Origin of the sequence: Halobacterium sp. NMX12-1, from assembly GCF_040435975.1 — an archaeon.
GTDB classification, from domain to species: domain Archaea; phylum Halobacteriota; class Halobacteria; order Halobacteriales; family Halobacteriaceae; genus Halobacterium; species Halobacterium hubeiense.
In genome coordinates this window covers 98,134-110,430 of record NZ_CP159203.1, presented here as the reverse complement: position 1 = coordinate 110,430, position 12,297 = coordinate 98,134, and the positions used below count along the sequence as shown (strand labels likewise).

The 12,297-nt window shown below is 64.1% G+C and carries 11 protein-coding genes; 4 read left to right on the top strand and 7 right to left on the bottom strand.

Features of this window, described 5'->3' with window-relative positions; genetic code table 11:
- Nucleotides 1-66: 66 nt before the first annotated feature.
- Nucleotides 67-3,378: an MMPL family transporter gene (locus ABSL23_RS00580; RefSeq protein ID WP_353633254.1), complete on the bottom strand. Its 3,312-nt coding sequence runs from the start codon at nt 3,376-3,378 to the stop codon at nt 67-69.
- Nucleotides 3,379-3,623: 245 nt separating this feature from the next.
- Here ABSL23_RS00580 and ABSL23_RS00575 point away from each other — a divergent pair, with 245 nt between their 5' ends.
- Nucleotides 3,624-4,295, top strand: coding sequence for a helix-turn-helix domain-containing protein (locus tag ABSL23_RS00575; protein ID WP_353633253.1), 672 nt, complete (start codon nt 3,624-3,626; stop codon nt 4,293-4,295).
- 52 nt (nt 4,296-4,347) lie between these two features.
- Here ABSL23_RS00575 and ABSL23_RS00570 read toward each other — a convergent pair whose 3' ends face one another.
- The 3 genes from ABSL23_RS00570 to ABSL23_RS00560 are packed head-to-tail and all read right to left on the bottom strand — an operon-like array spanning nt 4,348 to nt 7,193.
- Nucleotides 4,348-5,001, bottom strand: a complete 654-nt coding sequence (locus tag ABSL23_RS00570; RefSeq protein ID WP_353633252.1) for a hypothetical protein — start codon at nt 4,999-5,001, stop codon at nt 4,348-4,350.
- Nucleotides 5,002-5,040: 39 nt separating this feature from the next.
- A complete protein-coding gene (locus ABSL23_RS00565) occupies nt 5,041-6,966 on the bottom strand; it encodes a cation-translocating P-type ATPase (RefSeq protein ID WP_353633251.1) in 1,926 nt (641 codons plus the stop codon).
- Nucleotides 6,967-6,977: 11 nt separating this feature from the next.
- Nucleotides 6,978-7,193, bottom strand: coding sequence for a heavy metal-associated domain-containing protein (locus tag ABSL23_RS00560; protein ID WP_353633250.1), 216 nt, complete (start codon nt 7,191-7,193; stop codon nt 6,978-6,980).
- Nucleotides 7,194-7,378: 185 nt separating this feature from the next.
- Between ABSL23_RS00560 and ABSL23_RS00555 the strand changes: the two genes are divergently transcribed.
- Nucleotides 7,379-7,900 carry a helix-turn-helix domain-containing protein gene (locus ABSL23_RS00555; protein WP_353633249.1) on the top strand — a complete coding sequence of 174 codons (522 nt, stop codon included), beginning with the start codon at nt 7,379-7,381 and terminating at the stop codon, nt 7,898-7,900.
- A gap of 577 nt (nt 7,901-8,477) precedes the next feature.
- Nucleotides 8,478-8,915, top strand: a complete 438-nt coding sequence (locus tag ABSL23_RS00550) for a hypothetical protein (protein WP_353633248.1) — start codon at nt 8,478-8,480, stop codon at nt 8,913-8,915.
- A gap of 245 nt (nt 8,916-9,160) precedes the next feature.
- Here the strand turns inward: ABSL23_RS00550 and ABSL23_RS00545 are convergent, their stop codons facing one another.
- From ABSL23_RS00545 to ABSL23_RS00535, 3 genes are read right to left on the bottom strand one after another with little or no spacing between them, the layout of a single operon-like run.
- Nucleotides 9,161-9,955, bottom strand: coding sequence for a hypothetical protein (locus ABSL23_RS00545; protein WP_353633247.1), 795 nt, complete (start codon nt 9,953-9,955; stop codon nt 9,161-9,163).
- Entirely contained in the window at nt 9,945-10,835 is an 891-nt protein-coding gene (locus tag ABSL23_RS00540; RefSeq protein ID WP_353633246.1) for a hypothetical protein, read from the bottom strand. The genes ABSL23_RS00545 and ABSL23_RS00540 overlap by 11 nt, the downstream gene beginning before the upstream one ends.
- Before the next feature lies 1 nt (nt 10,836).
- The gene (locus tag ABSL23_RS00535) at nt 10,837-10,989 is read right to left on the bottom strand and encodes a hypothetical protein (RefSeq protein ID WP_353633245.1); all 153 of its coding nucleotides are present in this window, start codon (nt 10,987-10,989) and stop codon (nt 10,837-10,839) included.
- 258 nt (nt 10,990-11,247) lie between these two features.
- On the opposite strand from ABSL23_RS00535, the gene ABSL23_RS00530 reads away from it, so the two are divergent.
- Nucleotides 11,248-12,276, top strand: coding sequence for a hypothetical protein (locus tag ABSL23_RS00530; RefSeq protein ID WP_353633244.1), 1,029 nt, complete (start codon nt 11,248-11,250; stop codon nt 12,274-12,276).
- The last annotated feature ends 21 nt before the right edge of the window (nt 12,277-12,297 follow it).

Sequence of the window (12,297 nt, the reverse complement as noted above, 5' to 3'; positions counted from 1 at the left end):
CCTGCCGGCCAAGAGCGTAATCCGCGAGCGACTGGAAACAGTTGACGTCGAGTGATACTACCGGACTCAGTCCCCTTTGAGCCAAGCACGGCGAAGACGTGCGACTTCTTTGGGAGTGATATCGTCACGCTCGATAGCGACCTCGATGTCCGCGGCAGTGACTGCACCACGCTCAAGCACGCGTTGGAAGATATCCTCAACGACAGTGGCCGTCTCGTCTCCACCGACCGACCATCGGCAGTCACTGCTTTCGACGGTCCCCTCAAACGTGACTACATCGCCATCCGCTGCTTCCGCGGGGAGTTCGACCGTGTACTCGAGGCTCGCGTCGACCACCGAATCAGCGGTGTTCCAGTACACTGTGATGGTTCCGTCATCCCGATCTACGGCAACTGGTTCGGGGGAGTGGTCGATATTGCCGATCTCGCCATCGACTGATTCCCTGAGTATCATCCGATCGCGAACGTTCCGGAGCGAGACAGTCACTGGAACCACCTGGTCGGGGGAGAGGTAGGAGCGGTGAACCGTTCGCGTCACGTCAGCCTTGCCTTCAGCTGTGCTATCGGGTGATTCTGTCGCCGTACCGGTGGTGGGTTCCCGCAGTCCGGAATCTCGATTCACCACCCGTGCCCAGACGACGAGCAAGCTCGGGAGGACGAACACGCTGGCGAGGAACGCGAACACGATCGTCAGCGCGGTGATAAGGCCGAACGACTGCAGGAACGGGAGGATCGCGACGAGCAGCACAGCGAACCCGCTGGCGGTCGTCGCCGCACTCGAGAGTAACGCACCGCCGGTCCCGGTGACGGTCTCGTGGAGCGCCGCGGCAACCGTCTCAGCCCCGGCTAGCTCCTGGTTGAATCGCTCGCTAATGTGGAGGCTGTAGTCGACGCCGAGCCCGATCGTGAGCCCGGTGATCATGCCGGTGACGATGTTGAACGGGATGTCCAGCAGCGCCATCGTCCCGAGTACCCACGTCAGGGTGAAAGCGACGGGGACGATCGTGACGACGCCGAGTGATGCGCTCCCCTCGGTGAGCCGGTAAGCGACCGCGAGGACGACGACGACCGAGAGCAGCGCGACGACGAGACTCAGGAGCGCCGTCTCCGCGAGCTGGTCGGCCGTGATCTGGTTAACGATCACGTCGCCGGTCGCGATGACGGAAACGCCCTCCCCGTCGGCGTCGTCGGCAAGCCACCCCATCTGGTCGTGGACGACGTCGTCGTCGACGCCACTGTCGACGGTCACGACCATCCGGACAGCCCGATACTCGCCGTCCTCCCTGTGGACGACGTCGGCTGCTTCCTCGGGTGCCACCCGATACAGTTCGTCGTAGACGGCAGTCACGTTCTCGTCAGGGACGCCGTCGCCGTCGGTGTCGGCTGCCGCTAGCGTCCGGTTGAACGACGCGTTGTCCGCCGCGACGCGGTCCATCACCGTGATCGGGTCGGTCACCGCGGGCTCTCCGTCGGCGTACGTCTCCGTCGCCGACATGTCGCTCGCGTTCGTGCGTGCGGCGTCGAGCCGGTCGAGTGTCGCGGGATCAGTCACGTCGCCCCTGACGAGTATCGTGGCTGTGGTGTCCTGTCTGACGAAGTCACGGTCGAGCGTGTCGATCGCCCTCTCTGCCGTGTACGTCCCGGGCGCGATCGGATCGGGGAGGTCTTTCACCCAGTCGTCGGGATCTTCCGCGAGGAAATCCGACTGCTCGAAGCTCGCGTCGATACCTGTCGCCCCGTACGCACCCGTCGCGCTGACGAGGAGCGCGACGGCGATGACGACGTAGGGGGCCTTCGTCGCGAGCGTCGCCCCCGTACCTAGGACGCGACTGACCGGCCCGCCACCCGTTCCGACAGCTGGTTTCAGGCGGTCGATCCCACGGCGTTCGAGGAGCTCGTCGAGTTCGACTTTCAGCGCCGGAACGAGCAGGCCGAAGACGAGCAGCGTGGCCACGATGCCGATAGCGCTGACGACGCCGAGTTCGCGGAACACCCCGAGCGGGCTCGTAAGGTTCGAGAGAAAGCCGATGACGGTCGTCGTGGTGACGTAGACGAGTGCGACGCCGACGCTCCCGAGTGCGACAGCCATCGCGCGACTGGGCGACGTCTCGCTCGACTCTCGATCCTCCCGATAACGCATCACGACGTGGAGGCCGTAGTCGATGGAGAGCCCGATCAGTAGGACGAGGACGACGATGAACGGCTGGCTGAACGCGATGTCGAACCACCCCATCGCACCGAACGTCCACACGAGCACGAGCGCGATCCCCAGGAGACCGAGCAGGATGTCCAGCAGATCCCGGTAGACGACCACGAGAACGAGCAAGACGAACGCGATCGCCAGTGGGCCGACCAGGAGGACGCTGTCGATCATCGAGTCCGTGATCTCCGTCGAGACGACACCGTCACCGTAGACCAGGACGACCATCGAGTCGTCGTCCGGCGCCAGGTCCGTCATCGTGGCCTGTGCGTCCTCGATCTCCTCGGGTGCGTCACCGGGTGCGAACGATCCGCCTGCGGACTCGTGGGTCACGACGAGCAGCGTCGCGTTCGTCTCCGTCGATCCCGGCTCGTAGTAGTCGGGCATGAAGGCAAGCGCGCGTGCCGACCGGTCCGATTCACTGGAAAGTACGTCCGCGACGAGAGCCTCGACTTCGGAGTCGTTTAGCGACCGGAGTTCCTCGATCTGCGTCTCGAGAGTTGGGTCAAGGCTCTCCAGCTCGTTTCTGTCCTCGGCGAGCATTGCGTACTCGTCCGCGAGAATCTGTTTCGTGACGTTCCCCGTACTCTCACCTGTCTCGTCTTGCGCGCGTCGCTCCTCGACAGCGTCCGCGAACAGCCGGTAGTCCGCCTCGGTGAGGGTTATCGACGTGTTGGCGTCGACGGTCTCGAACGCGGGGCGAACGCTAGCGTTGGGGTTGCTCTCGAGTGAATCGAGCGCCTCCGCCAGGCTCGTCTCCGTCCTCGCTAGTTCACGTTCGCGGGTCTGTAGCTCGGCGGCCCGGTCTTCCCGGATCGAGGTGGTCGCGACGAGGTTCGCGACGCTTCGCGTGGAGTCGTTCTCGACGAGGGTCTCGTTGACTGTTTCGTTGGTCTCGAGCGCCCGTTCGTATTCGAGAATAGAAACGAGGGTGTCCTTATCGAGGACGTTGTTGTCCCGGACGATGACCTGTGCTGAGGTCGTATCCGTCGACCCGCTCGAGAAGTTCGCGTCGACGTAATCGAGCGCATCGGCTTCGTCGGCGTCGGTCTGGAACTGGTCGAGGGACGTCGATCGGTCGACCATCGGCACTCCGGCGGCGACCACCGCGGACGCGACGACCATGACCGCAATAACGAGCCGAGCATTGTCCGTGATCCACTCGCCCACGTCGACCATTACTGAACACACACCCCCAGTTTCGACGGCGTGGACGAGGTACGATCCACCGTAACCGCCCCGTTGAGCGTGACGCAGGCCAGCGATCTGGCGACAGAAATCTGGACATCGGGAAATTTCGCTCCCGGGCTGCTAGCCACGCGTTCGCGGAGTTCCGACATTACATGTCCGTACACGCCTCGGCTGGTTAGTGATCAGCGCGAGAAATTGAGGCGCACCCTAATATATTCGTATATCCCGGTATAATGAGCGAAATAGTAGGTACGCTACAGACGATGCCACACGCGAAACTTTCCATAGATATCCCCGACCATACCTGGATCGGAGATCTCTCGGCTGCTCATCCGGAGGTGGTGTTTCAAGTCGTCACGAGTATTCCTGGCGAAGGGACCGGCATCGGGCTTGTCAGGCTCAAGACCGCTGACCCACTTCCAATCATTACCGACATTCAATCCCGTGACGACATCGAGGACCTCGAGCTACTCTGGAAGCACGAAGACGAGGCGCTCCTCCAGATAAAGACGGTGAACCCACTTCCACTTCTCCCGGTCCTGCGAGCCGGTGTTCCACTCAGAATGCCCTTCGATATTCAGAACGGTGTCGCTACGTGGGAGGTGACGACATCGACGAGGCGGCTCTCGAGTCTCGGCGATCACCTCGAGGATTTAGGCATCGGCTTCACGATCGAATCTGTTCGCGAAATCGACGCGAGCCCAGCAGACCAGTTGCTCACGGACCGACAGCAAGAGGTGCTTCTGGCTGCTGTCGAAGCAGGCTACTACCGGACACCACGGGAATCGACATTAGGCGAGGTGGCTGCGGCACTCGACATCGCGAACGCGACGTGTAGCGACGTGTTGCACCGAGCGGAGGGCCACATCATCCACTGGTTCGTCGAGGAGCATATGGAAGTGTGATAGCCCGACGGCGGAATCGTGGCCGACTGTCGTACCGTGGTTGACGCCGTGGCTAGACGGGTTCTACAGTGAACAGCGAGTCGTCAGCCAGGACGACTTGGACGCGGCGATGCCATGCGTCAGCGAAGGCCTCCCGTTGCTGGTCACTGGCTGATCCATCGAGGATCCCCTGAAGATTCCCGATTGCCGGTCCCCCGTCAGGGACATCTCCGACGTGGTACGTTACGGCGACGGCATCGTCCGTATCCGTCCGACGAAACCGGAACGTCGGTGCCGCGCTGTCGGACTCGAAGGCGTCGAAGGTCAACAGGTTCTGGCGGTCACCGTGGCCACCACCGAGGCCGCCGAAGCCGTCTTCCTGCGCTGCGCCGGTCACGTACGAGATGAGCCGACTCATCACGCCGTAAGTGGCATCGTCGCGCGGCCCTGCCGTGAGCACTTCGATCTCGCTTCGGACCGGATGGCCGTCGGGGTACAGCGCATCGAGACCCACCTGTGCGATTCGATAGGCACCGGATGCGGTCGGACAGGAATGCCCTGCCGCCTTCACTACGTCCTCGTAGGTGACGACGAACGGCTCGCCGGGATCGAGGACCGCAAGCGCCTCTGCAACGGGGTCACGGATCCGGATCGGTTCGACATCGTATTCGACTGCCCAGTGCTCCTCGGGACGGTTCGTGTCGGTCGGGTTCGTGGTTTCTGACATTGGTCGTGGATTTTCGTGTGTGGGTGTGGCTCTGTGCTGTTAGTAGCGCAGCAGGCGCATTCCGTTGAGGATGACTGCGAGGACGCTGGCCTCGTGGACGAGCATCCCGAGCGCGAGCGTGACGTAGCTCGTCAAGACGCCTGCCAGCAGCAGGCTCACGGTTAGCACTGCGAGACCGACGTTCTCGTAGATGTTCCAGCGGGTCGCTTTGCTCAGCGTCACCGCGTAGGGGATGCGCTCCAGGTCGTCGGCCATCAGTGCCATATCGGCCGTCTCGATGGCCGTGTCCGTCCCGGCAGCACCCATAGCGATGCCCACGTCGGCGGTCGCCAGCGAGGGCGCGTCGTTGATGCCGTCACCAACCATCGCCACGACGTGGCCGTCCTTGCGGTACTCTTCGATGACCGTCTGTTTATCTTCAGGGAGCAGTTCCGCGCGGTAGTCGTCGATGCCGACCTCCTCAGCCACCGCAGCCGCGACGCGCTCGTTATCGCCGGTCAGCATCACGGTCTCGATACCGGCGTCCTGCAGCTCCTGGACGACGCCGGGCGCCACCTCCCGTAGTTCGTCCCGCATGGCGATGGCGCCGATGACGACGCCGTCACGTACTATGTGGACGACAGTCTCGCCGCGCTCCTCCCGCTCACGGACGTAGTCGCCGACTTCCTCGGGGATCTTGATCTCCCGTTCGTCGAGCAGTTTTCGATTACCAACGACGATCTCGCGGCCGTCGTGGTGGGCGATGACGCCCTTGCCGGCAACCACGTCGAAATCGTCCGGGTTGGGGACTGAGCGTGCTTCTGTGAGTGCTGGGTTGGTGTCTGCCTGGCCAGTTGCCGCCCCGCCATCGGTGACGGCGGCCGGACGGTCCTGTGCCGCCTCGAGGATGGCGTCGCCGAGGTGGTGTTCGCTCTTCTTCTCGGCGATGGCCGCAAGCTCCAGCACGTCGCCGGCTTTGGCGTCGAATCCGGTAACGTCGGCGACGGCGGTCTCGCCTTTCGTAAGCGTGCCGGTCTTGTCGAAGGCGACGAGATCGATCTTGCCGGCCCGTTCGAGGTGCTCGCCGCCTTTCATCAAAACGCCGCTCCGAGCTGCATTCCCGATCGCGGAGACGATACTGACTGGCGGCCCGATCACCAGCGCGCCGGGACAGCCGATGACCAGCAGCGTCAGCGACAGGATTGCGTTCTGCGTGACTACGTAGGCGCCGATGGACAGTGCGATCACGCTTGGTGTGTAGTATTTGGCGAACCGGTCGATGAGGCTCTCGGTCGGTGACTGCGCCTCCTGGGCCTCTTCGACGCGCTGGATGATCCGCTGGAGCGTCGTATCCGTCCCGGAGCCGGTCGTCCGTACTTCCAGCGAACCTTCCTGGTTGATCGTCCCGGCGTAGACTTCGTCGCCGTCGGCCTTGTGGACGGGCGCGCTCTCACCGGTCACCGGTGCTTGGTTGACGGCGCTCTCACCTTCAACGACGTCGCCGTCCACGGGAATATTCTCGCCGGGTTTGACGATGACGATCTCGCCCTCTTCGACTTCGCGGGCAGACACCTCTTTTTGCTTGCCGTCACGGCGCACGGTGGCCGTGTCGGGCGTCATCTCCAGCAGTTCTTCGAGGGCGTTGCGCGTCTTGCGCATCGTCCGCCCTTCGAGGTACGATCCCAGTGCGAACAGGAAGACCACTGCGGCGGCCTCCCAGTAGGAGCCGATAACGATTGCGCCGACGGCGGCTAGGGTCACGAGCGTCTTGATGCCGAGCGTTCGGCTTGTGACCTCGTGGTAGGCGGTTTTAGCGATGTCGTAGCCGCCGACGATCGCCGCGAGGATCAAGATCGAAGCGCTCGCCGTGTCGAAGGCCGAAACGTAGCCGAGCGTCCAGCCGGCGGCGTACAGCAGGCCGCTCACCGCGACGATGATAGCCTGCTGGTGTTTGCGATAGTACTGTTTGACTGATTGGGTATCCATGGCTTTTCTCCTCAGGCGGGCTGGGGCGTGTAGCCCTGGTTCTCGATCGTCTGTTCGAACGTGGCGGGATCGGCGACGTTGTCGTCGTACTCAATCTCGACCCGGCCAGTCGCGTAGTGAACTTCAACATTTTCGACGCCGTCCTGATTCGCGAGGGCGCGTTCGACGGTGCTTGCACAGCTCGGACAATCGAAGTCCATCACGCGGAGTTGCGTTGTTTCGCTCATCACAGTTCTACGTAGTGCCCATACCCTCTAAAGTATTTTTTAGATGATATGTTTGAATATGAATACGGAGTGTTTGAACGGACAAACGAGTCATCTAGAGCTTTGCCAGACTTCCGAGATGAGCATCAGTTGGAGTCCGTGCGATGGTCGCCACTACTTAGCCTGTACACGCTGTCGGTTCACATATGAGCACATCTGATGCCGAGCACGAACTCGAGGATATCGCCGTTCGAGATACGCGGGTCTCCGATGCGATCGATGAACCGATGCGAGCGATGATTCTCGATATTCTTGCTGACGAGACGCTGACGGCGAGCGACGTACACGAGCGCCTCGCCGACCGCGGAATCGACCGAACAGAAAACACCGTGCGCCACCACATCAACGAGCTCCGGGACGCGGGCCTCGTCGATGTCGTCCGGTTCGAGGAGGGGCGCGGTGGGACGACGAAATACTACGGGGCGAACACGATCGTCCTCTCGTACTCACTACCAGATTCGGCCGACTCCGCCGTTGAGGAGATGATCGACGCTATCCAGCCCCAGATTACGGATGCCCTCACCACGCTCACGGACGAGTACGACGACGAAATCAAGGACATTGTCACGGATATGCAGCCCTGCGAGCATTGCCGAACCCAGAAGTACGAAACGTACGTTCTTCTGAGTGTCTTGCGACGTGCATTCGTTCGTGGTCACCGAGAATGACACTCAAAAACTAACGACGGCTATTACGGGAATCACGGTATAGAGGACGGCAACACCAATCACGAGCACGCCGGGAATCTGGCCGATAGCAGACTCTCTAGCCGGGGGTGCTCAACGAACGCCGTAACGCGAATGACCTACGCTGCGAGGATCACGGCAAACAGCGGAACGTAAATCCAACGGAGCCGGTGGGCAATCGCTTCCTCCATTATATTTTGAACGTCGATCAGTAGTAATAGTCACTCCGAATCAGCGACATCTTGTGAGGGATCCAGTCCCGGAACAAAGACGTACTCACATGATTCGTGTCTGCACGGGCACTCGTAGGAGGGAACCATATGCATTGAGACAACCACCCTCAACTACTCCTCGGGTGGCTGCTTCACAGAGATTCGCCGTTCGAACGCCTAAGCCCACAGTACGGAACGTGGCCGTGTAGAAATCCGATTAATCGAATGCCAGTTACGTGAGACAGCAGTCGGTAGGTGTGCGACCAGGCTCCGTAGTTTGGAGGATTTTCCCACACCCCCAGAAGTTGGCGAGAAAACATATATGAGTCGGGGGTGGAAGTCGATTTGTGTCGTTCGACTGTTCCCGCAGGCAATCGATGATGGCTGCCGGAGGTCTCCTCTTCGGCGCGGGTTGTCTCTCGTGGGGGTCCCCGAGCCAGGGGATAATCGAAATCGAGACGACGCAAAGCGACTATTCGGTCCCAATCGAGGTGACGAGTGCAGACGAGACGGTGCTCGACGAGACATACTCTGTGAGCCCGGACAATCCGATATATGCATCGTTTACGCTCGAACGAGAGACAGATTACGACGTAGAACTCGAGTTCGAGCCAGCAGTACGAACCGTCGACGTCCGTGAGTCAGCAGCTGAACGGGGGTGGACTGCCGAATCAGGCGACGTTCACGGAGCGGTGGGGTTCTCTTCGTCAGACCAGGTCTACACAGTATCCATCGACGACCGAGAGGTAGCAGTTATCGAGTACGAGACAGCCAATGCCGTTTGACGCGAATTCATGAAGACTCGATTCGTCGGTGGTGATGACCACTGGGTCACACTCGTCACTGCAATTTCGGTCGTAGTAACAATCGGCGTGACGACGGAGTTACGGTGGTTCTGGTTGGTGACTATCGGAATGCTCGTCTCTGGAATCGTCGAGCTCGCTATCAGAATCGTCTCGACAGACTAGCACCTGGCTTAACCAGAACCGCCTGACGCAGTAAACCACTCGGAGGAGCGGGGCGACACCGGTCAGACGCGCCGGGTGAGGTGGTCGCGGACGGCGCGCTGGGCGTCGGCGCACAGCGTCTCCACGCGCACGCCCGCCGAGAGGACGGGGAAAACGACGGGGAGGTCGGCGTAGAGGTACCGGACGAGCGTCCGATGGCGCATCCCCGCCTGCCCCGCGTGCTTCGTCGCCCGGTCGAGGAACGCCTGTCGGTCGGCCAGCAGTTGCGCGCAGCGCTCGCGGTGGGCGCCGAGTTTCGCGTGGCGGACGCGCAGTTCGTCGAAGTCGAGGGCCGTGAGCGGCGTCTCGTCGGCGTCGAGCAGCCACGTCAGAATCGGGTCGAGGGTCTCGGAGGCGGCCGCCAGTTCGTCGATTTCGGCGTCGAGTCCGGCCTGCATCGCGTAGGCTTCGACGCGCCGTGACTCCACGGCGGCGACGATGGCATCGCGGAGCCCGCTCGTGAAGCCGGCGTCGGTCGTCGGCGCGAGCGCGACCGCAATCGAGTCCGAGAGTTCGGAGCGAATCGTCTCCAGCAGCGGCTCGTCGTCGTCGATGTCTTCGACGCTGTACGGCCGGATTGTGTCCCGGAACGCCGCGCGGACGCTCGCACAGCCCGTCTTCGTGCTGGCCGCCGACCCGGAAGACTGGGCGCCGCCCGCGGAGAGCGCGGGCGCCCGCTGGCCGGGGTGGCTGGACTCCAGCGGGAGGTCCTGCACTCGGGAGACGAACTGGTCGTAGGCGTCGAGTTTCCCGCGGACGGACTCCTGTTCGGCGCGGGCGAGCTCGCGGGCGGCGTCGAGGTGGGTGTCACTCGGCATGGTTCGTGATTGGGGCGGTGGTGAGGCCGGCGGGTTCGGCGTCGGCGGTGAGCGTCAGTTCGAACGTGTCGTCGCCGACGCGAGCGACCTCGGGGACGGTGAGCGAACGCCCGCCGTGGTGTCGCAGCACGGTGACGGTAATCGGGAGCGTCGGGAGGTGCGTCTCGACGGGCGCGAGCGCGTAGTCCGTCACAGAGACGCGACACCGGTGTTCGTCGGCGTCGAAGTCGACGCGCCACGGGGAGAGGGCGTACTCTCCGACGAGGTCGTTGGCGGCGAGGCGGTCGAACGCCGCCGCCAGCGAGGGGTCGGACGTCGGTTCGTCGGGGAGGTGGGTGGTAGCGTCAGCGAGGACGGCCGCTTGTTCGGCGGCCGGCAGGCGCGCGTCGAGTTCGGCGGCCGTCTGTTCGAGGAGTCGCGAGCAGAGGCGGTCCCGCGAGGGCGTCGTCTCGGCGGCGTCGAAGTACGCGTCCATGACGGTTCGCTCGACGTCGTCGTGGCCGCGGGACGAGAGCGCCTCGAAGAGCGCGCCGGCGACGCGGTGGCAGAACTCGATGCGGCCCGAGGCAGCGTCCGAGCGCGCGGTGGCCGGGAACGCCCAGTCCTTGCTCGTCGAGGGCGCGGGGGAGCGTTCGAGCGCGGGCGCCTCGCAGACGATGGGGTCGTAACACGGCACGCGCGGGTCGTACCGGCGGAGCGTCGCGCGGTACTGTTCGGCGATTTCGGCCGCGGTGGCGGCGGCCTCGCGGTCGGGGAAGCGGTGGCCGTCGACGGGGACGATGCGCTCGGCCGTCCGCCCGCAGACCACCTCGTAGGGGCCGTCGTCGGTCGCCAGCCGTTCGATGCGCGCCCTGATTTCGGTGAGCGTCTGCCCGACCACGTCACTCGCCCTCCGTTCGGCCGGCGTCGCGGCGCTCGCGGGACCGCGCGTCCGGTCGGTCGTCCTCGGCCTCGTCGAAGAGGCGGAGGTACAGCCCCGTCCAGAGGGCGCTGCGCTGGCGGCGCGTCGACGACGGGAGGGAGTCGTCGAACATGCTATCCCTCGTTGGCGGGCGGTCGGCGCCCGGGAGCGCGCCGCGGAAGAGGACCGTCCCGCGGGGGCAGTCGTGGTGCGTGACTCTCTGCCATCGCTCTTTAGGCTCACCTAAAACAGCATAAACGTTCCGGCTCGGAAACGTGACTAGAACGGTAGGTCGCCGCGCGCGAGACAGCCCACTCGGATAGGCGCAGTGGGGCGACCGTCGTGGCCCGGAGACGACTAGGCTTTTTCACAGTGTACGGGCGAGTGGCACGTGGAGGAAACACGGATGGACGAGGCGAACGACCTGCCGGCGATAGGCCGACTGACCGACCGCGTCGAGTCGGGCGCACACGAGGCCGCCGCGGCCGACCTCGAAGCGTACGAAGCCGCGGCGGCCGAACGGCGACGGGAGGCGCTGCGGGCGCTGGGCAGTCTCGCGGACGAACAGCCGGGCGCGCTCTCGCCGGTGCTCGCGGCGCTGGTGCCGTTCCTCACGGACGCCGAGCGCGCGGTCCGGCTGACGACCGCGAAACTGTTCGTCGCCGTCGCCGACGCGGAGCCCGCCGCGGTCGGCGCGGTCGCGGAGCCGCTGGCCGAGCGGCTCGCCGACGACGAGGAGTTCTACTACGTCCGCGCTCGGGCCGCCGAGGCGCTGGGCTACGTGGCCCGCGACGAGCCCGACGCCGTCGACACGCCGGCGCTGCTGGCGGAGCTGCGCGTCGGACTCGACTTCGACGAGCCGGAGGTCGTCGAGAAGCTCGCGAAAGCCCTCGAATGCGTGGCGCTGGGCCGCCCGGGACGACTCGCCCACCACACGGCGGCGCTCGCGTCCCACCTCGGCGACGACGGCGAACTCGTCCGCTACCACCTCTGTACGGCGCTCGTCGCGGTCGGCTGTGAGCGCCCGGCGGCGCTACGGGACTGCCGGGACGCCCTCGTGGCCCGCCTCGACGACGAGAACGACTACGTTCGTGGTCGCGCGGCGGAGGCCGTCGGGCTGCTCGCGGGGGGCGACGAACCGGTCGCGTCACTCCCGACGGAGCGACTCGTAGCGCTACAGGACGAGGAGACGTCGTTCGTCGCGGACCGGGCGCGGTTCGCGGTCGAGGAGTTGGCCGACGAACCCGGCGACGCCAGCGTGAGTGACGAAGTCGGGACTCTCGAAGGGGTCCGAGCGGAGACCGAGGCCATCGTCGAGGACATCACGACGCCGGACGAGGAAGGAACGTGCTCACAGTGCGGTCACGTGCTGCCCGAGCACGGCCCGCCGTTGTGTCCGCGGTGCGGGGGACCGCAGTAGCCTTTTAGGCCCGCCTAAGAT